Source organism: Pseudomonas sp. EGD-AK9 (genome assembly GCF_000465935.2).
Taxonomy (GTDB): Bacteria; Pseudomonadota; Gammaproteobacteria; order Pseudomonadales; family Pseudomonadaceae; genus Aquipseudomonas.
Map to the genome: position 1 here is coordinate 1 of NZ_AVOF01000318.1, position 20,894 is coordinate 20,894.

The following is a 20,894-nucleotide window of genomic DNA, read 5'->3' on the forward strand; positions in this document are numbered from 1 at the left end:
GGCCCTGCGCGGCGCGCCGCCGAGCATCGACCGGCGTCTGGCCGAGGCGGCCCTGCTGCAGCTGCACGGCGGCTGGCAACACTGGTGCGGGCAGCAAGGAGAAGCCCATGGGCTTGCGTGAATGGGCGCTGGGTGGGGTGCTGCTCAGCCCCATGCTGCTTTTTGCGCTGCTGGCGCTGCTGCTCACCGGCGCGCTGCGCCTGGCCCTGCAGCGGCTCGGTGTGGCGCGCTGGATCTGGCACGAGGCGTTGTTCGACTGTGCCCTGTATGTCTGCGTGCTGGCGGCGCTGGTCGCCGTGTTGAGTTGATCAAGGAGATTTCCATGCGTGCGAGCATTCGCCTCGGCCTCACCCTGAGCCTGGTGGCGGCGGCCCTGCTGGCCGGCGCCTGGTTGTGGCAGCACTACCTGTATTCGCCCTGGACCCGCGACGCGCGGGTGCGCGCCGAGGTGGTGACCCTGGCCCCGGATCTGGCCGGCTGGGTCACCCAACTGAAGGTGCGCGACAACCAGCGGGTGGCGGCCGGCGAGCTGCTGCTGAGCCTGGATCGCGAGCGCTATCAGGTGGCTCTGGAACAGGCCCAGGCGGTGGCCGAGACACGGCGCCAGCAACTGCTGCTGCGCGAGCACGAGGCCAGCCGTCGCGTGCGCCTGGGGCCGCAGGCGATCAGCGCCGAGCTGCGCGACAACGCCCAGATCAGCGCCGAGATCGCCCGCGGCGAGTATCGCCAGGCGCAGGTGGCGGTCAAGTCCGCCGAGCTGGATCTGGCGCGCAGCGAGGTGCGCGCACCGCGCGCCGGCCAGGTGACCAACCTGCGCCTGGCCGAAGGCAACTACGTCAAGGCCGGCGAGCCGGTGCTGGCGCTGGTGGACGAGGCGTCGTTCTATATCCAGGCCTATTTCGAGGAGACCAAGCTGCCGCGCATCCGCATCGGCGCACCGGTGGACATCTGGCTGATGGGCGGCGACCAGCCGTTGCGCGGCGAGGTGGAGAGCATCAGCCGCGGCATCACCGACCGCAACGCCAGCCCGGACGGCCAACTGCTGGCCGACGTCGAGCCGACCTTCAACTGGGTACGCCTGGCGCAGCGGATTCCGGTACGGATCAAGCTCGACGAGCTGCCCGAGGGCCTGCTGCTCAGCGCCGGGATGACTGCCAGCGTGCGGGTGGCGCAGTAGCCTGGGGCGACGCCGGCGGCCACAGCGTACCGTCCGGCCAGTGGAACCCGGTGCCCGGGCGGCAGCTCTATACTCAAGCCAGGTCGTGCATGAGTCGGAGGCAAGCCGTGCCAACGTCGCGTTCTACCCACCAGGAACACCTGTGCCTTAACCGTGCGTTGCGCACTTTGAGCGGCTGCAACCGGGCGCTGCTGCGCGCCGAAAACGAAGCCAGCCTGCTCCAGGAGATCTGTCGGGTCATAGTCGAGCAGGCCGGTTACCGCCTGGCCTGGGTCGGCCGCGCCGAGCACGATCCGGCGCAAACCGTCACTCCGCTGGCCCATGCCGGGGTCGAAAGGACCTACATCGACTCGCTGAATATCTCCTGGGGCGACAACGAACGCGGCCACGGCCCCTCCGGCACCGCGATCCGCACCGGCCAGCTGAGCCTGACCCACAACCTGCTGACCGACCCGAACACCGCGCCCTGGCGCGAAGGCGCCATCCAGCACGGCATCGCCTCGGTGATGTCGCTGCCGCTGCGGGTCGAAGGGCGGATCTTCGGTGCTCTCGGCATCGGCGCGCCGGAACCCGATGCCTTCGGCCCGCAGGAAATGGCGTTGCTCAGCGAGGCCGCCGAGGACCTGGCCTTCGGCCTCGAGACCCTGCGTGGCAAGGCGCGTCGCATCCAGGCCGAGCAGGAGATCCAGCGCCTCAATCGCGCCCTGTCGACGCGGGTGGCGGTCAACCATGCGCTGATCCACGCCGACGCCGAATCCGCGCTGCTCAAGGAAGTCTGTCGGGTACTGGTGGTCGACTGCGGCTACCGCCTGGCCTGGGTCGCCTATCGCCAGGAAGACCCCGCCGAGCCGGTACGCCAGGTCGCCTACGCCGGCGACGATCACGGCTTCCTCGCGCGGGCCGAGGCCTGGGCCGCCAGTGCCGGGGGCCAAGCCTACATCCAGCGAGTCGATGCCCGGCTCGAGAGCGGCCGGCCACTGGTCATCCGCAACCTCCCCGAGGAGCCGGTGGACGGGTTCCTGGGAGACGAGGCCAAGGAGCACGGCTTCGCGGCGACCATAGTGCTGCCGCTGCGAGTGGACGACCGGCTGATCGGCAAGCTGGTGATCATGGCCGCGGCGAGCGACACCTTCGACGAGCAGGAGGTCGAGCTGCTGTTCGCCACCGCCAACGACCTGGGCTTCGGCATCGCCACCCTGCGCACCCGCGATCGGGCGCTGCAGGCCGAGGCGACCATCAGGCGCATGGCCTATGCCGACGAGCTGACCGGCCTGCCCAACCGCCTGCGCCTGCGCGAGTTGCTGGAAGCTGCGATCGCCGAAGCCAAGCAGGAACACCGGGCGCTCGGTCTGTTGCAACTGGAGGTCGGGCGCAACCAGGCGATCAACGAAACCCTCGGCTATCGCGAAGGCGACCGCCTGCAGCAGGCCATCGCCGCCCGCCTGGTACAGGCGGTGGGCGCCGGCAACAGGCTGGCGCGCATCGGCGAAAGCGAGTACGCCGTGCTGATGCCCAGCGGTGGCGCCGAGCAGGCGTCGCAACTGGCGCAGAAGATCCTGGTGGCGCTGTACGAACCGATCGACCTGAGCGGGCTGCTGCTCGATACCCGCGCCAGCATCGGCATCGCCCTCTATCCCGGTCACGGCACCGATCCGGACGCCTTGATCCGCCGCTCGGCCAGCGCCATGGATCAGGCCAAGCGTTCCAGCACCGGCTATGCGCTGTTCCAGGGCGGGATGGACCGCGAATGCGCCCAGCACCTGACCCTGATGAGCGAACTGCGCCGGGCGATCGACGGCAACCAGCTGCTGTTGCACTATCAGCCGAAACTGCAGATCGCTACCAACAAGGTGTGCGGCAGCGAGGCCCTGGTGCGCTGGCAGCATCCACAGCATGGTCTGCTGCCGCCCAACGACTTCATCAAGCTGGCCGAGAGCGCCGGGCTGATCACCCCGCTCACCTACTGGGTGCTCGATGCCGCGCTGGGCCAGAGCTACGCCTGGCGCGAGGAAGGCGACGAGCGACCGGTTTCTGTCAACCTGTCGGCCCACGACCTGCGCGATCCCAAGCTGCTCGAACGCATTCGCGGCACCTTCGCCACCTGGGGCGCCGAGCCGAACTGGGTGGAGTTCGAGCTGACCGAAAGCGCGCTGATGGAAGATCCGGTCGCGGCGCTGGAGACCCTGACCCAACTGAAGAACCTCGACACCCGGCTGACCATCGACGACTTCGGCACCGGCTATTCCTCGCTGGCTTACCTGCAGAAGCTGCCGGTGGATTCGCTGAAGATCGACCAGTCCTTCGTCACCCGCATGCTCAGCGACGACGATGACTCGGCGAAGATCGTGCGCTCGATCGTCGAGCTGGCGCACAACCTCGACCTCGAGGTGGTCGCCGAAGGCGTGGAGAACCAGGAGACCCTGACCCGTCTGGGCAACTTCGGTTGCGACATCGCCCAGGGCTTCTCGATCAGCCAGCCGCTGCCCGGCGACAAGTTCCGCGCCTGGGAAGCCCTGTCGGCCTGGCACTGAGCAAGCCCCCTACGACCGGCGTATTTCCCGTGGGGCGCAGCGAGGCTCGGCATCGGTTTCGCGGCCGAGACCGCTCCGGCGGCAGCACGGCGTGGCCGCCCCCTTCAGCCAAGCATCAGGCCCGTTCGACCCGCGCCGGTGTGCGGCGCATCAGCACCCTGCCGTGGCGGATTGATACCAGCGCATGGCCCTGACTGCGCACCATCTCATAATCGTCCGGCGCCGAGAGAATCAGCAGATTGGCCGGGCGACCCACTTCCAGCCCATACCCTTCACCCAGGTTCAGCGCGCGCGCCGAGTTGTCGGTGATCAGGTCCAGGCTGCGCTTGAGGTCGTCGTAGCCGAGCATGTGGCAGATGTGCAGGCCGGCTTCGAGGATGCGCAGGATGTTGCCGTTGCCCAGCGGGTACCAGGGGTCGACGATGGAATCCTGGCCGAAGCAGACGTTCATCCCGGCGCGGTCGATCTCCGCCACGCGGGTCAGGCCCCGGCGTTTCGGGTAGCTGTCGAAGCGGCCCTGCAGGTGGATGCTCTCGGTGGGGCAGGAGATGAAGCTGATGCCGCTCAGCTTCAGCAGGCGGAACAGCTTGGAACAGTAGGCGTTGTCGTAGGAGCCCATGGCCGTGGTGTGGCTGGCGGTGACCCGCGCGCCCATGCCGCGCACGCGGGCTTCTTCGGCCAGCACTTCGAGAAAGCGCGAGTTGGGGTCGTCGGTCTCGTCGCAATGCACGTCCACCAGACAGCCCGTGCGTTCGGCCAGGTCCATGAGGAACTTGATCGAGGCCACGCCCTGGTCACGGGTGTTCTCGAAGTGCGGGATGCCGCCAACCACGTCGGCGCCCAGCTCGATGGCCTGTTCCATCAGCGCGCGGCCACCCGCGTACGACTCGATGCCCTCCTGGGGGAAGGCGACGATCTGCAGGTCGATCAGCTGGCGGGTTTCCTCGCGCACTTCGAGCATGGCCTTGAGTGCGGCGAGGGTCGGGTCGGTGACATCGACATGGGTGCGCACATGCTGGATGCCGTGGTCGACCAGCATGTCGATGGTCTTCTTGGCGCGCGTCTTGGTGTCTTCATGGGTGACCAGCGCCTTGCGCTCGGCCCAGCGCTCGATGCCCTCGAACAGCGTGCCGCTCAGGTTCCAGGCCGGTTCGCCGGCGGTGAGGGTGGCGTCGAGGTGGATATGCGGTTCGACGAAGGGCGGCACGACCAGGTTGCCGGCGGCGTCCAGATCGCCCTCGGCGATGGGGTGCAGGGCATGCTGCGCCTCAATAGCGGCGATGCGTTCGCCGTCCAGGGTGATGCGCTGCAGGCCGTCGCGGCCGCGCAGGCGGGCATTGTGGATGATCATAGGGGCGGGCTCCAGGGGCGGCGGTCAGCCTGGCGGCTGAGGGGGGCGCAGAAGGTGCCGAGCAGGGGCTCGGCACCGGGTCCCGGCATTCGGCAGGCCGTCAGCCGATGCTCACCTGCGGCATGGCCGGCATGGTCACGGTCTGCTCGCTGGCCGGGGCGAGCACTTCGGCTTCGCCGTCGACCACCTGTTTGCCGTCCTGGTTGAACACGCGGGTGGCGATGCGCACGCGGTTCTTCGGCAGCTTTTCCAGCACTTCCAGCTGTACCGTCAGGCTGTCGCCGAGCTTCACCGGGCGGGTGAACTTGAGCTGCTGGCCGAGGTAGATGGTGCCCGGGCCGGGCAGGCGGCAGGCGATCGCCGCGCTGATCAGCGCGCCGCTGAACATGCCGTGGGCGATACGCTCCTTGAACAGCGTCTCGGCGGCGAAGGCGGCGTCCAGGTGCACCGGGTTGTTGTCGCCGGAAACGGCGGCGAACAGCTGCACGTCGCGCTCTTCCACCCGCTTCTCGAAACTGGCCTGCTGGCCGACTTCGAGGGCGGCATAGGGGATATTGGTGACCTGGGTCATGGGGACTCCTTGCGAGGTTGCCGACTGTGGCTCAGTGCCTGCTGCAGCCAGTCGATCAGGTGGGCGGTGACCTCGTCGCGGTTGCTCTCGTTGAGCAGCTCGTGGCGGGCCTCGGGGTAGATCTTCAGTTGCACGTCCTTGATGCCGGCCTGGCGCAGGGCATTCGCCAGGTGGCCCAGGCGCTTGCCGTCGCTGACCGGGTCGCGCGCGCCGCCGATCACCAGCAGCGGCAGGTCGGCGTCGATCTGCGCCAGGTTGGCCGGCGGGGTGATCTGCTGCAGGCCGTCGAGCAGGTCGCACCACAGCTGGGTGGTGCAGACGAAGCCGCACAGCGGGTCGGCGACGTACTTGTCCACTTCGGCCGGATCGCGGCTGAGCCAGTCGAAGGCGGTGCGGTTGGGCTTGAACGCCTTGTTGAACGAGCCGAAGGAGAGCCAGTCGATCAGTCTGCTGCGCCCCTTGGGGCCCAGGCGCCAGCGCTCGAAGCCGGCGATCAGCCGCGCGATGCGGTACAGCGCCACGGGCTGGTAGTTGGAGCCGGACAGCACCGCGCCCTGCAGGCTGCAGCTGTGACCCATCAGGTAGGCCATGCCGATGTAGCTGCCCATGCTGTGGCCGAGCAGGAAGATCGGTGCCTGCGGATGCTGCTGGCGGATATGGTGGTTGAGGGTGGCCAGGTCGCCTACCACCTTGTCCCAGCCGCCTTCGTCGGCGTAGTGGCCGAGTGTGCCGTGCGCCGCGCTCTGGCCGTGGCCGCGCTGGTCCAGGGCATAGAGCGCCACACCCGCCGCCACCAGCGCCTCGGCCAGGCGCGCGTAGCGCAGGCTGTGCTCGGCCATGCCGTGGGCGAGCATGACCACCGCCCGCGGCGGCTGCTCGGCATGCCAGTGGTTGACCTGCAGCGGCTGGCCATCGCTGGCGTTCAGGGTGAATGCGTCGTGGCGCATGGCGAATCCTTGTGCCGGAAGTTGGCCGCATTGTGCACCGCGCACCGTGCGGCGCAAAGCCTGTCAGGGATTGGCGCTGTGGCGCCGCAGGATCTGCATGTATTCGCCGCTGGCATGTAGGTCGCGCAGGCCCTGCTCGAAGATCGCGCTCCAGTCGGTTTGCCCCGGCTGCGCCGGGACGAAGCCCACCAGCAACGGGATGCGCTCCAGGGCGCGGCCGTGCCAGCGCAGCTGGCCGTGCAGTTGCGGGTCGCCGGCGATCAGGTATTCGCCGACCCGGCGCTCCAGCAGCACCAGGTCGAAACGCCCGGCGTGCAGCTTGCGCAGGTTGCTGATGTCGTCCACCGCTTCCTCCAGCGTCAGCCCGGCGTCGAGGATGCGCTGCGGGTAGCCGTAGCCGCGGACGATGCCGAGCTTCTGCCCGGCCAGTTGCTGCAGGCGTTGGAAGCGCAGCTCGTGGCCCTGGCGGACGAACAGGCCGAGTTCGCTGTAGAACAGTGGGCGCGAGGCGATCAGGCCTTCTTCGCCGATCTCCCGGGGCCACAGCGCCAGCGCGCCCTGGTAGGTGCCGTTGCGCAGTTCGGCGCGCACCCGCGCCCAGGGCAAAAAATCAATGTGCGCCGCGTAGCCGCGCAGGGCGAAGGCGCGGCGGGTGAGGGCGACGATGCTGCCGCCGTCGTCCAGGTGCTGCGAGGCATAGGGCGGGTACTCCAGGGTGGCCAGGCGCGGGCCGGGCTCGGCCTGGGCCAGGGCCAGGGCGCAGGTCAGCAGGAGCAGGCAGGCGAGTAGGGCGAGTGGCGGCATCGAGGTCGAGTTCGGGCTGGAGCGCTCATCATAGATGTTGCGCAACGAAAGTGCCGGGTGGGCTGCGAGATTCAGCCCATCAATGACGCCTTCGAGCTATTTGCGCAACGGCGCCGAGCTGCTACTTTCCGGGCAGTCCCGCAGCGCGGGCCAGACCATTTCAGGGGAAGAGGACAACAACAATGCAACCTGATTTCTGGAGCGACAAACGGCCGGCCGGCGTGCCCAACGACATCGACCTGGCCAGCTACAAGTCGGTCATCGAGGTGTTCGAGCGCTCGTGCAAGAGGTTCGCCGACCGCCCGGCGTTCAGCAACCTCGGTGTGACCCTGACCTACGCCGAGCTCGATCGCCTGTCCGCGGCCTTCGCCGCCTACTTGCAGAAGCACACCGACCTCAAGCCGGGCGAGCGCATCGCGGTGCAGATGCCCAACGTGCTGCAGTACCCCATCGCCGTGTTCGGCGCCATGCGCGCCGGGCTGATCGTGGTCAACACCAACCCCCTGTACACCGCGCGCGAGATGCGCCACCAGTTCAAGGACGCCGGCGTGCGTGCGCTGGTCTACCTCAACATGTTCGGCAAGCTGGTGCAGGAAGTGCTGCCGGACACCGAGATCGATTACCTGATCGAAGCCAAGATGGGCGACCTGCTGCCGAGCCTCAAGGGCTGGCTGGTCAACACCGTGGTGAAGAAGGTCAAGAAGATGGTGCCCGACTACCATCTGCCCCAGGCCATCGCCTTCAAGCAGGTGCTCAAGCAGGGCCACGGCCAGGCGCTGACCCCGGTCAAGGCCAGCCATGACGACATCGCCGTGCTGCAGTACACCGGCGGCACCACCGGAGTGGCCAAGGGCGCCATGCTCACCCACGGCAACCTGGTGGCCAACATGCTGCAGGTCGACGCCTGCCTGTCGCAGCTCGGCGACGATGGCAAGCCGCTGATGAAGCAGGGCCAGGAGATCATGATCGCGCCGCTGCCGCTGTACCACATCTATGCCTTCACCGCGAACTGCATGTGCATGATGGTCAACGGCAACCACAACGTGCTGATCACCAACCCGCGCGACATTCCCGGCTTCGTCAAGGAACTGGGCAAGTGGAAGTTCTCCGCGCTGCTGGGGCTGAACACCCTGTTCGTCGCGCTGATGGATCACCCCGAGTTCAAGAACCTCGACTTCTCCAACCTCAAGGTCACCAACTCCGGCGGCACCGCCCTGGTCAAGGCCACCGCCGAGCGCTGGCAGGCGATGACCGGCTGCACCGTGGTGGAAGGTTACGGCCTCACCGAGACCTCGCCGGTGGCCAGCACCAACCCCTATGGCGACAAGGCGCGCCTTGGCACCGTGGGCATCCCGGTGCCGGGCACCGCGTTCAAGGTGATCGACGACGACGGCAACGAGATGCCGCTGGGCGAGCGCGGCGAGCTGTGCATCAAGGGTCCGCAGGTGATGAAGGGCTACTGGCAGCGCGAAGAAGCCACCGCCGAGGTGCTCGACGCCGAGGGCTGGTTCAAGACCGGCGACATCGCGGTGATCGACCCGGACGGCTTCGTGCGCATCGTCGACCGCAAGAAGGACATGATCATCGTCTCCGGCTTCAACGTGTACCCCAACGAGATCGAGGACGTGGTCATGGCCCACCCGAAAGTCGCCAGCTGCGCGGCCATCGGCGTGCCGGACGAGAAATCCGGCGAGGTGGTCAAGCTGTTCGTGGTGCCGCGCGACGGCGGCGTCACGGTCGAGGAGCTCAAGGCCTACTGCAAGGAAAACTTCACCGGCTACAAGGTGCCCAAGCACATCGTGCTCAAGGACGCCCTGCCGATGACCCCGGTGGGCAAGATCCTGCGTCGCGAACTGCGCGACATCGCCTGAGCCGCAAGCTCCTCCGTCGTTCCGGCGGAGGAGTTCCCGCCTTCCATGCCGTGACGGCATTCCATTTGTGGTGATTTGGTAACCGAGCGGATGAGGCTCGGACGCCTTTCGTCGAGCGCAATCCCCCTTCGCGCCCGCCCAAGACATCGGCGATGTGCGCTGCAATAGGCGAGCTAGAGGCTTTGCCTGGTTTTCAGGCGGGCTGAACTACTTGTGACCGGTCGGTCTATTCTAGTCACTTTTATAACTGCGCGGCCCAGGTTGGGTGCTGGTCGGCCTTTGGCAAAGCTGCTACTCTCGGCGCGCTTTCGGGGCGTCTGGCCCGTGGAAAAGCGAGCTAAACACACAACAAACAACCGCCTGCGCGCGGTGAAGATCAGCTGTTGCTTAGGAGTGGGCTTCCATGACCGAAAACTTCTGGAAGGACAAGTATCCCGTTGGGGTTGCTGCCGAAATCAATCCCGACCAGTACCCGAACATCCTCGCGGTGCTGAAGGAGTCCTGCCAACGCTTCGCCGACAAGCCTGCTTTCAGCAACCTGGGCAAGACCATCACCTACGGCGAGATGTACCAGCTCTCCGGTGATTTCGCCGCCTACCTGCAAAAGCACACCGACCTCAAGCCCGGCGACCGCATCGCCGTGCAGCTGCCCAACGTGCTGCAGTACCCCGTGGTGGTGTTCGGCGCCATGCGCGCCGGCCTGGTGGTGGTCAACACCAACCCGCTGTACACCGCGCGGGAGATGGAACACCAGTTCAACGACTCCGGCGCCAAGGCGCTGATCTGCCTGGCCAACATGGCCCACCTGGCCGAGCAGGTGGTGCCCAAGACCGGCGTCAAGCACGTGATCGTCACCGAAGTCGGCGACATGCTGCCGACCTTCAAGCGCCTGCTGGTCAATGCCGTGATCAAGCACGTGAAGAAGATGGTGCCGGCCTACAACCTGCCGCAGGCGGTCAAGCTCAACGACGCCCTGGCCAAGGGCCGCGGCCAGAGCTTCAACGAAGCCAGCCCGAGCAACGCCGATATCGCCGTGCTGCAGTACACCGGCGGCACCACCGGCGTGGCCAAGGGCGCCATGCTCACCCACCGCAACCTGGTGGCCAACATGCTGCAGGTCAAGGCGCTGATGGGCGCCAACCTGGACGAAGGCTGCGAGGTGCTGATCGCGCCGCTGCCGCTGTACCACATCTACGCCTTCACCTTCCATTGCATGGCGATGATGCTGATCGGCGGCCACAACATCCTGCTGACCAATCCGCGCGACCTGCCGGCGGTGGTCAAGGACCTGGCCAAGTACCGTTTCACCGGCTTCGTCGGCCTCAACACCCTGTTCGTCGCCCTGTGCAACAACGAGGAGTTCCGCAAGCTGGACTTCTCCAGCCTGAAGGCCACCTTCTCCGGCGGCATGGCCCTGCAGCTGGCCACCGCCGAGCGCTGGAAGGAAGTCACCGGCTGCGCCATCTGCGAAGGCTTCGGCATGACCGAAACCAGCCCGGTGGCCACGGTCAACCCGTTCAGCGCCATCCAGCTCGGCACCATCGGCATTCCGCTGCCTTCGACTCTGTGCAAGATCATCAACGACGAGGGTCAGGAACTGGCCATCGGCGAGATCGGCGAGCTGTGCGTCAAGGGTCCGCAGGTGATGAAGGGCTACTGGCAGCGCCAGGAAGCCACCGACGAGATCCTCGACGCCGACGGCTGGCTGAAGACCGGCGACATCGGCCTGATCCAGGAAGACGGCTACCTGCGCATCGTCGACCGCAAGAAGGACATGATTCTGGTGTCCGGTTTCAACGTCTACCCGAACGAACTGGAAGACGTGCTGGCGACCCTGCCGGGCGTGCTGCAGTGCGCCGCCATCGGTGTGCCGGACGAGAAATCCGGCGAGGCGATCAAGGTGTTCGTGGTGGTCAAACCGGGCGAGAGCCTGACCAAGGAGCAGGTGATGGAGCACATGCGCGCCAACCTCACCGGCTACAAGGTGCCCAAGGCCGTGGAGTTCCGCGACGTGCTGCCGACCACCAACGTCGGCAAGATCCTGCGCCGCGAGCTGCGCGACGAAGAGCTGAAGAAGCTGGGCAAGAAGTGATTCGCGCCAGTTGATGAGAACGCCACCTTCGAGTGGCGTTTTTTATTGGGCACCCTACTTGGGGAAACATGGTCAGCGCTGCACCTGCTGCGCCCCGCGCCAGGCCACCAGCAGTACGCCGCCGACGATGCACAGGGCGGCCAGCAGCATCGTCAGGCTGCCCCGCTCGCCGAGCAGGCCGATGGCGATGGCTGCGCCGACTATCGCCGCGACCGAACCGATCTGGCTGAGAAACACCGCGCCGGCCAGTTTCTGCAGGACGAAGAACAGCGCATAGATGGCGGCGAACAGCAGCATCTGCGCGATCAGCAGGATGATTGCCGTCACGCTGTCCAGGCGCGGTGAGAACTCGATGCCGAACAATCCCATGGGCACCAGCAGCGCGGCGCCGCCGAGCAGCATGCCCGGCGCCAGCGACAGCGGGCTGGCGCCGCTGGGCCAGTAGCGCGAGCGATAGACATTGCCCAGTGCCAGGAAAACCGGCACGCAGAGCGCGGCCAATACCCAGAGCATCGGGCTGTCGCCGCTGTTGAGTTTGCCGAGCGCCAGCAGCAGGCTGCCGAGCAGGCCGACGCAGATGCCCAGCAGGCGGATACGGCTGAGACCTTCCATGCGCAGTGCCAGGGCCAGCAGATAGGTGATCAGCGGTGGAAAGGCCAGGCACATCGAGGCGAAGCCGGCACCGACATGGCTGATCGAACTGAACAGCAGACCGTTGGGCAAGGCGATGCTGAGCAGTCCCGAGCCCAGATAATAGCGCTGCAGGGGCGGGCTCAGGCCCGGCCGCTCGCCGCGCAGCCAAGCAAACAGGAGCAATAGTAGGCCGCCGCCGATCAGGCTCCAGAGCAGGTAGGCCATGGGTTGCCAGCCGGCATTGCCGGCCAGCTTCACCAGGTTGCCGGTCAGCCCTAGCAGGGCGCCGATGGCCAGAAGCAGGGCCAGGGCCGGAAGCGGCCGGAAGTGGGTGCCTGTCATGCAGATGCCTCCTTGGTGGGGAATACGCTACGATGGCAACATTCTTTTTGAAAAGTATCTTGATGGCAAGATAAATTGGAGGCGACATGCACGATCGCGCACAACTGGCTGCCGAGCAGTGGCAGCAGCAGCGCCCCGATCTGGACGGATTTTCCATGGCGGTTATCGGCCGTCTGGGCGAACTCAACCAGATAATCAGTCGTGATCATCTGCTGCCGTTCTTCGCCGAGCACGGGCTGCAGGCCGGCGAGTTCGACCTGCTCGCCACCCTGCGTCGGGCGGGCGAGCCCTTTGCGCTGATGCCCACGGCGCTGTACGAGAGCGCGATGATTTCCTCGGGCGGCATGACCAGCCGTATCGATCGCCTGGAAAAGGCTGGGCTGATCGAGCGGCGCAAGCATCCCAGTGACCGCCGCGGCGTGCTGGTGGCACTGACCACGGCCGGTTTCGAACTGATCGACGGCATGCTCGCCGCCCACGTGGCCAACCTGCAGCGCGTGCTCTCAGGATTGACCGCCGACGAGCAGCGGGCGTTGCATGAATTGACCGGCAAGCTGCTGGCGGGACTTGGTCCGCGAGCGGAGGATTGATGTGCTGTGCTAGTACCCATCGGCGGACCGTTTGCTAATGCCATGAGCGGCCGCCCTACGCGGGCGTGGCGCAATCTGCGACAATCGCCGGCTGATTTCCCGACGACAGACCCAGCACGGCTCCGATGACCGACGCCAGCCCCAGCTTCGACCAACTGCACAAGAATCTCGATCAGGCCCTGCAGGCCGACCGCCATCGCCTGCGCCGGCAACTGCACGAGCTGCAGAAAAAACCGGACGAGGCCAAGCTGGCGCAGTGGCTGGAGCGCTTCCAGGCCTCCTGCGCCAAGGTGCTGGCGCGCCAGCGGAGCGTGCCGCCGATGCGCTACGACGACGCGCTGCCGATTGCCGCCAAGCGCGACGAGATCAAGGCCGCGCTGGAGAAGAGCCAGGTGGTGGTGATCGCCGGCGAGACCGGCTCGGGCAAGACCACCCAGTTGCCGAAGATCTGCCTGGAGCTGGGCCGCGGCGTGCACGGCCTGATCGGTCACACCCAGCCGCGGCGCCTGGCCGCGCGCAGCGTGGCGACAAGGGTGGCCGAGGAGATCGGCACCAAGCTGGGCGAGCTGGTCGGCTACCAGGTGCGCTTCGAGGATCAGAGCAGCGACAGCACGCTGATCAAGCTGATGACCGACGGCATCCTGCTGGCCGAGACCCAGCACGACCGCTTTCTGGAAAAGTACGACACCCTCATCGTCGACGAGGCCCACGAACGCAGCCTCAACATCGACTTCCTGCTCGGCTATCTGAAGACCCTGCTGCCGCGTCGGCCCGACCTCAAGCTGATCATCACCTCGGCGACCATCGACCTGGAGCGCTTCTCCAAGCATTTCAACGACGCGCCGATCATCGAGGTGTCCGGCCGCACCTACCCGGTGGACACCTGGTACCGGCCGCTGGCCGCCGAGGTGGACGAGGAGGGTGAGCGCCTGCTCGACGACCTCTCCATCGACCAGGGTATCCTCGCCGCGCTGGACGAGATCGCCGCCCATGAACGCGAGGTCGGCAAGCGTCCCGGCGACGTGCTGGTGTTCCTGCCCGGCGAGCGCGAGATCCGCGAGGCCGCCGAGGTGCTGCGCAAGGCCAACCTGCGCCACACCGAGGTGCTGCCGCTGTACGCGCGGCTGACCCCGGCCGAGCAGCAGAAGATCTTCGCGCCGATGCCGGGGCGCAAGATAGTGCTGGCCACCAACGTCGCCGAGACCTCGCTGACCGTGCCGGGCATCCGCTATGTGATCGACAGCGGCACCGCGCGTATCAGCCGCTACAGCTACCGCGCCAAGGTGCAGCGCCTGCCCATCGAGCCGGTGTCGCAGGCCAGCGCCAACCAGCGCAAGGGCCGTTGCGGGCGGGTCGAGCCGGGCATCTGCATCCGTCTGTACAGCGAGGAGGATTTCCTCGGCCGCCCGGAATTCACCGACCCGGAAATCCTCCGCACCAACCTGGCGGCGGTGATCCTGCAGATGCTGCACCTGCGCCTGGGCAGCATCGAGGACTTCCCCTTTATCGAGCCGCCAGATGGCAAGGCCATCAGCGACGGCTTCAACCTCTTGCAGGAGCTGTCGGCGGTCAACCGCGAAAGCCAGCTGACGCCCATCGGCCGCCAGCTGGCGCGCCTGCCCATCGACCCGCGCCTGGGCCGCATGGTGCTCGAAGGCGCCAGGCAGGGCAGCCTGGAGGAGATCCTCATAGTCGCAAGCGCTCTATCGGTGCAGGATCCGCGCGAACGGCCGATGGACCGCCAGCAGGCCGCCGACCAGGCGCACGCGCAGTGGAAGGACGTGGACTCGGACTTCGCCGCGCTGATCAACCTCTGGCGCGGTTTCGAGGAGCAGCGTCAGGCGCTGGGCGCCAACCCGCTGCGCAGCTGGTGCAAGAAGCACTTCCTCAACTACATGCGCCTGCGCGAATGGCGCGATGCGCACCGCCAGCTGGTGCTGATCGTCCGCGAGCTGAAGCTCGAAGGCGAACGCGGCATCGGTCGGGGCGGCCTCAGCCGCGAACCACAGCCGGCGGACAGCAAGGCCCCGCAACCGACCAAGGGCACCCGCGTCAACGCCATCGCCCGCCAGCAGGCCGAGGTCAGCGAGGCGGCGGTGCGGGCGAAGAACTACGCCGCGGTGCACAAGGCCATTCTCGCCGGCCTGCTCAGCCAGATCGGCCAGAAGACCGAGGACGGCGACTACCTCGGCGCGCGCCAGCGGCGCTTCTGGATTCACCCGTCCAGCGTGATAGGGCGCAAGAAGCCCAACTGGGTGATGGCCGCCGAGCTGGTGGAAACCACCAAGCTGTTCGCCCGCATGGTGGCCAAGATCGAGCCGGACTGGATCGAGCCGTTGGCCGGCCATCTGGTTAAGAAGAACTATCTGGAGCCGCACTGGGAGAAGAAGCGCGGCCAGGTGGTGGCCTTCGAGCAGGTCACTTTGTACGGCATGATCGTGGTCGCTCGCCGCCCGGTGCACTACGGCCCCATCGACCCGCAGGTTTCGCGTGAGCTGTTTATCCGCGAGGGCCTGGTGCGCGGCGAGATCAACAGCCGGGTGCGCTGCCTGACCGCCAACCGCCAGTTGCTCGAACGCCTCGACGAGCTGGAGGCCAAGTCGCGCCGCCGCGACATCCTCGCCGATGAAGAGACCTTGTTCGGCTACTACGACGCGCGCATCCCGCAGGACATCTACCAGACCGCCAGTTTCGAGGCCTGGTACAAGAAGGGCAGCGCCGCCGACGCCGGGCTGCTGATCATGCGCGAGGAAGACGCCCTGGCGCGCGACGCCAAGGACGTCACCGCCGCGCAGTACCCGGACAATTTGCGCATCGGCGAGCTGCAACTGCCGCTGAGCTACCACTTCGAGCCCAACCATCCGCGCGACGGCGTGACCCTGCGGGTGCCGGCGCCACTGCTGCCGCAACTGCAACCCGAGCGCCTCGAATGGCTGGTGCCGGGGCTGCTGGAAGCCAAGTGCATCGCCCTGGTGCGCGGCCTGCCCAAGGCGCTGCGCAAGAACTTCGTGCCGGTGCCGGACTTCGTCGGCGCGGCGCTGGACAAGCTGGTGTTCGGCCAGGGCTCGCTGCCGCAGGCGCTGGGCCAGGAGCTGCTGCGCATGACCGGCGTGCGGGTCTCCGACGAGGCCTGGGCCGAGGCCGCTGCCGGGCTGGAAAACCACCTGAAGATGAACATCGAGGTGGTCGATGCCCACGGCAAGTTCCTCGGCGAAGGCCGCGACCTGGCCGAGTTGACCGCGCGTTTCGCCGAGGCCAGCCAGGCCGCGCTGGCCATCCCGCAGCAAGACAAGACGCCGAAAGCGGTGGAGGCCAAGGCCTTCGCCGAGGTCGCCGAGAAGGCCCAGCAGAAGATCGCCGGCCTCTCCATGACCGTCTACCCGGCGCTGGTGGAGGAGGCGGGCGTGGTCAAGGAAGGGCGCTTCCCGACCCAGGCCGAGGCGGATTTTCAGCATCGTCGGGCCCTGCAACGCCTGCTGCTGCAGCAACTGGCCGAGCAGGCCAAGTTCCTCCGCGGTAAGCTGCCGGGGCTGACCGAGCTGGGCCTGCTCTACCGCGAGATCGGCCGCGTCGAGGCGCTGGTCGAAGACATCCTGCTGGCCAGCCTGGACGCCTGCATCCTCGATGGCGAAGCCAGCCTGCCGCGCGACGGCGCCGCCCTGGCGCAACTGGCCGAGCGTAAGCGCGGCGACTGGACCGCCCACGCCGAACGCATCGCCCGCCAGGTGCTGGAGATACTCAAGCTGCACCATGGCCTGCAGAAGCGCTTCAAGGGCAAGATCGACCTGGCCCAGGCCATGGCGCTCAACGACATCAAGCAGCAGCTGGCGAACCTAGTCTATGCCGGTTTCGTGCGCGAGACGCCGGGCGAGTGGCTCAAGGAAATCCCGCGTTACCTCAAGGCCATCGAACAGCGCCTGGACAAGGTCGGCGCCCAGGTGCAGCGCGACCGCGTATGGACCGGCGAGCTGAGCGGCTACTGGCAGCAGTACCAGGCGCGTGCGGCCAAGCACGCCCAGGAAGGCAAGCGCGATCCCGAGCTGACGCTGTATCGCTGGATGCTGGAGGAATACCGCGTGTCGCTGTTCGCCCAGCAGCTGGGCACCAAGATGGCGGTGTCGGACAAGCGCCTGAGCAAGCAGTGGAGTCAGGTCGAGGCCTGATGCCGAGAGGGCAGAGCCCGCCCAATTACAGTCGAGAATTGTCTGTCATGTTCGAAATCACTCCCATCGATCCCGAGCACTACCGCCAGCAGACCCGCCGCAGCACGCTGCTGATCGCGGTCATCTTCCTGGCGCTGGCCATGCTCTGCGCCACCGCCAGCACCCAGCTGTTCGGCACGCCCGGCGGCGACAATTTCCGCTGGAACCTGCTCGGGGTGCTGGCCGGCCTGGGCCTGACCGTCGCCTTGGTGCGCCTGCAGCTGTGGTCGCGGCCCTTGATGGCGGCGGCGGTGTACGGCTGGCGGCTCAAGCGCAGCCTGATGCGCGTGACCAATGTCATGCACCATGTAAAAGCCGGCGTGGCCCAGGGCGACGCCAGCGCGATGAAGCTGCTGCGCTTCTACCACCTGGGTCTGACCCAGATGCACCAGCTCGACGGCAACTCCAGCGAGCTGAGCCAGATGGTGCGCGAGATCGACGCGCACTGCGAAGCCATGCAGGCGCAGGGGCTGGAACTGGAGCAGAACCGCCTCGACCCGGCCTGGCTGGAGCGGGTAAAGGGCTTCGCGGCCACGCGCTAAGAGCCGCTACGGGCGTTATCCCCAGGTTCAGCCTGACGCGACGACGTCTCGTCGGCGTCGCCGCACGCGCTGGCCATGGCGCTTTGCCATCCACCCGCGCTTTCCCTAGACTCGGGCATATCGGTCCCCTGTAGTCCCGAGAGTCGCCTTTGACGCTATCTGCAGTTCGTCCCCCGCTGGCTCGCCCAGGTGCCCTGCGCCGCTTCCTGTTGCTGCTTACGCTGTTGCCGGGGCTGGCCGGGGCGAACTGCGAACTGTCGCTGCGCTGGGATCACGACCCGCCCTTCAGCATGGAGCTGGAGGACGGCTCGGTCGGCGGCATCTATATCGACCTCAATCGCGCGGTGTTCGCCCGCCTGGGCTGCCAGGCGCGCCTGGTACGCCTGCCCTGGGCCAGGGCGCTGCTGGAGCTGGAGCAGGGCCGCCTCGACGTCCTGCCCGGCGCCTTCCGCAAGCCGGAACGCGAGGCCTACGCGCACTTCTCCGGCGTGATTCTCGAGCCGTCGCGCAATATCCTCTTCCTGCGCCGCGATGCGGCGCAGCGCTGGCCGCTGGATAACCTGCTGCAACTGCGCGACACGCCGCTGCGCCTCGGCGCGCAGATCGGCGTGTCCTACGGGGCGGACTACCAGACGCTGATGGCTGACGAGGCCTTCGCCAGCCGCGTGGTGCTCAACGCCACTCGTCTGAACCTCTGGCAGATGGTCGCCCGGCGACGCATCGACGGCCTGATCGCCGACGAACACTCTGGCCGTTTCGAACTGCAGAGCCTGGGCCTGAGCGAGCATATCCGCCCGACCGCCGTGGTGGTGTCCAGCGACGCGGCGGAGGTGGCCTTCAGCAGGAAGAGCGTGCAGCCCGAGTTCGTGCAGAACTACGCCGCCGTCCTGCGCAGGCTGGTGGAGGACGGCAGCTACACCCGCATCGAACAGCGCTACCTGGGCCCCTGAGTGCGCGCGGCCATCGGCGCTGCCCTGTCGGGCATGGCCCGATAAGGGCGATCACGACATCTGGCGCCGACCCTCCCGGGCGCAACCGGCTATTTGCTGGTCACCAGCACCCTGACCAGTCTCTGGGTCAGCGGCGCCACCAGCAGCACGGTAGGGAAGGCGAACAGCCAGGCCGTCAGCCAGGCGCTCAGCCAGAGTGTTGCGAACTGCGGCGCCAGTCCTGTGGCGCGCAGGGTGGCGATGCCCGAGACCAGCAGCGACATCAGGCCGGAAAGGATCAGGGCGAACAGCAGGGGGGCGTATTTCGGCGAAATCATCGAATGTTCTCCAGTGGTGGTGCCGGCACGCAGGCTCGGCGGGGTTGGGGCGAAGGTGTGGCTCAGGCCGGTAGCGCGGCCAGCAGGCTGGCGCTCAGGTACAGGCCGAGGCCGAACACGCCATGGCTGGCCATGCTCTTCAGGCAGTTCTTCAGCGGCGTCGGCGTGTGGCGCGAAACGATGCCGGCGCCCATCGCCGGCTGGATCAGCAGCAGCGGCACGGCCACGGTGACCAGGCCCAGCGCCAGGGCCGGCAGTAGTGAGGGACGCGCAGCCCAGCCCGGACCGGTGAGAACCAGCAGCAGGGCGGCGAAGAAGATGCCGGTGGCGTAGTGGACGAGCCAGCCCAGCGCCAGTTCGCCGCGAACCGGCGCCGTCTTGGCGATGGCGGCGTGGCGGACCCGGCCGCGCAGCAGGTGGCCGACCCAGCGACCGACCAGGGCGAAACTCAGGGTGGCGATGCCCAGGCGCCGCAGGAGCAGCAACCAGGCGTCCATCACCAGGGTGGCGCCGGCTCCTATGGCGAATATCGACAAGAGATCGTGCAGTAACGGGTTCATTTTGGGGCCTCACTCGGGTTGACCATTGCTGGCTTCGATGTGAGGCTACAAGTTCAAGTGAACTTGAAGTCAAGGGGGTGTGCATGGATATCGCCGAAGTCGCCAGGCGTTCCGGTCTGCCAGCATCGACGCTGCGTTTCTACGAGGAAAAGGGCTTGCTGCGGGTGCTCAACCGGCAGGGCGAGCGGCGCCGTTTCGCCGCGCAGGTATTGGATCAGCTGGCGCTGATCTCCCTCGGCCAGTCCGCCGGGTTCAGCCTGGACGAGATCCGCAACATGCTGACCAGCCATGGCGAGCCGCAAATCGATCGCCAGGCGCTGTTGGCCAAGGCCGACGAGATAGACGCCAGCATCAAGCGTCTGCGCGCCATGAGCCGGGGTCTGCGGCATGCCGCGGCCTGCCCGGCACCGAGCCACGCCGAGTGCCCGACCTTCCAGCGCCTGCTCAAGGCTGCCGCCGCCGGCGCCCATGCGCGCAAGACCGGTAGGAAGAAAGCACGCTAGTGCGTTGTCTGCGCTGCGTCGCAGCCATGACCCCGGCGCGCAGGGCCTGGGCGTAGCGGGGCCAGCCTAGGCCGGCCCCCACAGGCTGATCTTGCTCGAGCCGGCGATGTTGCTGCCGTAGTTGCTGTCGGTTTTCTCCGAGTTGTTGGCAGCGGTGCCCCAGCTGCCGTGCTTGACGATGGCGAAGGCATGGCCGATGCCGGTGCCGCCGAAGTTGTTGGCCCCCGAGTTGACGGCGAAGTAGCGGCCATCCGCCAGCGTGCTCAGGCGTGGCTTGAGCGACAGCCAGGACTCGTCCAGGGCGACGTTGGCCAGCGGCAGCTGCGCGACGATGGTGGCGATGGCGTTGTCGTACTGCAGGGCGCTGGCGCTGCCCACCCAGCCGTTGGCGATGAACAGGTTGACCGCCGCGTTGACGCCGATGCCGAGGGTGCGGGAGAAGGCCATGGCTACGCAGTTCTGGTGGTAGGGCAGCATGCCGCCGGCCGGCGAATGGTTGTTGAGGGCGACGTTCTGAATCAGGGCTGAAACCATCGCGGGTACCTCCTTGTAGGGGGGGACGGAGACAGGGCATGGGCCCGTTATGCAGCCTAGTCGCTGTCCGCGCGTTGCTCCCGGCGTGGCGATATGCGGCAGTGCGCCTCGCCTGTCCCGTCGCTGCTGGAGCGGGGCGAGTGGTCTCCCTGCCTGGGCGGCAGTGGTTCTGGGCGCCTCAGTGCAACCTGTAGCGCGCCAGGTCGTCCCTGCTCAGCAGGCGCAACTGGCCGGGGGCGGCGCGGTAGATGTCTTCGGCCAGGCCGATATCGACGCCCATTTCGCGCAAGTAAGCGGCCGGGCTGAACGGCTGACTGCCGTGGGCGGCCTGCGCCTGGGCCGAGTCGCCGGCGGCGAAGGGCGGGCGACGCAGGGCG

18 protein-coding genes and 1 pseudogene are annotated in these 20,894 nt (G+C 67.2%); 10 read left to right on the top strand and 9 right to left on the bottom strand.

Annotated elements, in window-relative coordinates; translation table 11 throughout:
* Positions 1 to 107 precede the first annotated feature (107 nt).
* The 3 genes from N878_RS14920 (at position 108) to N878_RS14930 (ending at position 3,708) form a co-directional block, all read left to right on the top strand.
* Positions 108 to 308: a DUF1656 domain-containing protein gene (locus N878_RS14920; protein ID WP_021444424.1), complete on the top strand. Its 201-nt coding sequence runs from the start codon at positions 108 to 110 to the stop codon at positions 306 to 308.
* A gap of 14 nt (positions 309 to 322) precedes the next feature.
* The gene (locus N878_RS14925) at positions 323 to 1,177 is read left to right on the top strand and encodes an efflux RND transporter periplasmic adaptor subunit (RefSeq protein WP_021444425.1); all 855 of its coding nucleotides are present in this window, start codon (positions 323 to 325) and stop codon (positions 1,175 to 1,177) included.
* 107 nt (positions 1,178 to 1,284) lie between these two features.
* Positions 1,285 to 3,708 carry an EAL domain-containing protein gene (locus N878_RS14930; protein ID WP_031303232.1) on the top strand — a complete coding sequence of 808 codons (2,424 nt, stop codon included), beginning with the start codon at positions 1,285 to 1,287 and terminating at the stop codon, positions 3,706 to 3,708.
* A 115-nt stretch (positions 3,709 to 3,823) separates the two neighbouring features.
* Here the strand turns inward: N878_RS14930 and codA are convergent, their stop codons facing one another.
* The 4 genes from codA to N878_RS14950 form a co-directional block, all read right to left on the bottom strand.
* The gene (gene codA, locus N878_RS14935) at positions 3,824 to 5,059 is read right to left on the bottom strand and encodes a cytosine deaminase (RefSeq protein ID WP_021444427.1); all 1,236 of its coding nucleotides are present in this window, start codon (positions 5,057 to 5,059) and stop codon (positions 3,824 to 3,826) included.
* Between the two features lie 100 nt (positions 5,060 to 5,159).
* Positions 5,160 to 5,630 (bottom strand): MaoC family dehydratase, encoded by a 471-nt coding sequence (locus N878_RS14940; protein WP_021444428.1) that lies wholly within the window; start codon positions 5,628 to 5,630, stop codon positions 5,160 to 5,162.
* On the bottom strand, positions 5,627 to 6,577 hold the full coding sequence (locus tag N878_RS14945) for an alpha/beta hydrolase (RefSeq protein ID WP_021444429.1): 951 nt from the start codon (positions 6,575 to 6,577) through the stop codon (positions 5,627 to 5,629). Before N878_RS14945 ends, N878_RS14940 begins: the two co-directional genes overlap by 4 nt.
* 63 nt (positions 6,578 to 6,640) lie before the next feature.
* Positions 6,641 to 7,426, bottom strand: coding sequence for an ABC transporter substrate-binding protein (locus N878_RS14950; RefSeq protein WP_021444430.1), 786 nt, complete (start codon positions 7,424 to 7,426; stop codon positions 6,641 to 6,643).
* A gap of 137 nt (positions 7,427 to 7,563) precedes the next feature.
* Here N878_RS14950 and fadD2 point away from each other — a divergent pair, with 137 nt between their 5' ends.
* Positions 7,564 to 9,252, top strand: coding sequence for a long-chain-fatty-acid--CoA ligase FadD2 (gene fadD2, locus N878_RS14955; RefSeq protein WP_021444431.1), 1,689 nt, complete (start codon positions 7,564 to 7,566; stop codon positions 9,250 to 9,252).
* 403 nt (positions 9,253 to 9,655) lie between these two features.
* Positions 9,656 to 11,344, top strand: coding sequence for a long-chain-fatty-acid--CoA ligase FadD1 (fadD1, locus tag N878_RS14960; protein WP_021444432.1), 1,689 nt, complete (start codon positions 9,656 to 9,658; stop codon positions 11,342 to 11,344).
* 72 nt (positions 11,345 to 11,416) lie between these two features.
* Here fadD1 and N878_RS14965 read toward each other — a convergent pair whose 3' ends face one another.
* Positions 11,417 to 12,319: a DMT family transporter gene (locus N878_RS14965; RefSeq protein WP_021444433.1), complete on the bottom strand. Its 903-nt coding sequence runs from the start codon at positions 12,317 to 12,319 to the stop codon at positions 11,417 to 11,419.
* 86 nt (positions 12,320 to 12,405) lie between these two features.
* Here N878_RS14965 and N878_RS14970 point away from each other — a divergent pair, with 86 nt between their 5' ends.
* The 4 genes from N878_RS14970 to N878_RS14985 all read left to right on the top strand — a co-directional run bounded on the left by N878_RS14970 (position 12,406) and on the right by N878_RS14985 (position 18,603).
* On the top strand, positions 12,406 to 12,909 hold the full coding sequence (locus N878_RS14970) for a MarR family winged helix-turn-helix transcriptional regulator (RefSeq protein WP_021444434.1): 504 nt from the start codon (positions 12,406 to 12,408) through the stop codon (positions 12,907 to 12,909).
* 125 nt (positions 12,910 to 13,034) lie between these two features.
* Complete coding sequence (gene hrpA, locus N878_RS14975) at positions 13,035 to 17,072, top strand: ATP-dependent RNA helicase HrpA (RefSeq protein ID WP_021444435.1); 4,038 nt, start codon at positions 13,035 to 13,037, stop codon at positions 17,070 to 17,072.
* A gap of 47 nt (positions 17,073 to 17,119) precedes the next feature.
* Positions 17,120 to 17,653, top strand: a complete 534-nt coding sequence (locus tag N878_RS14980) for a DUF3087 domain-containing protein (RefSeq protein ID WP_021444436.1) — start codon at positions 17,120 to 17,122, stop codon at positions 17,651 to 17,653.
* A 209-nt stretch (positions 17,654 to 17,862) separates the two neighbouring features.
* Entirely contained in the window at positions 17,863 to 18,603 is a 741-nt protein-coding gene (locus tag N878_RS14985) for an ABC transporter substrate-binding protein (protein WP_021444437.1), read from the top strand.
* Positions 18,604 to 18,692: 89 nt separating this feature from the next.
* On the opposite strand, the gene N878_RS14990 is transcribed toward N878_RS14985, so the two are convergent.
* Positions 18,693 to 18,920, bottom strand: a complete 228-nt coding sequence (locus N878_RS14990; protein ID WP_021444438.1) for a DUF2798 domain-containing protein — start codon at positions 18,918 to 18,920, stop codon at positions 18,693 to 18,695.
* A gap of 62 nt (positions 18,921 to 18,982) precedes the next feature.
* A complete protein-coding gene (locus N878_RS14995; protein WP_031303236.1) occupies positions 18,983 to 19,480 on the bottom strand; it encodes a DUF2938 domain-containing protein in 498 nt (165 codons plus the stop codon).
* 83 nt (positions 19,481 to 19,563) lie between these two features.
* Between N878_RS14995 and N878_RS15000 the strand changes: the two genes are divergently transcribed.
* On the top strand, positions 19,564 to 19,983 hold the full coding sequence (locus tag N878_RS15000) for a helix-turn-helix domain-containing protein (protein WP_021444440.1): 420 nt from the start codon (positions 19,564 to 19,566) through the stop codon (positions 19,981 to 19,983).
* 66 nt (positions 19,984 to 20,049) lie between these two features.
* On the opposite strand, the gene N878_RS15005 is transcribed toward N878_RS15000, so the two are convergent.
* The gene (locus N878_RS15005) at positions 20,050 to 20,517 is read right to left on the bottom strand and encodes a hypothetical protein (RefSeq protein WP_021444441.1); all 468 of its coding nucleotides are present in this window, start codon (positions 20,515 to 20,517) and stop codon (positions 20,050 to 20,052) included.
* Between the two features lie 178 nt (positions 20,518 to 20,695).
* Positions 20,696 to 20,894: pseudogene (locus N878_RS15010) on the bottom strand (hypothetical protein); the annotation flags it as partial.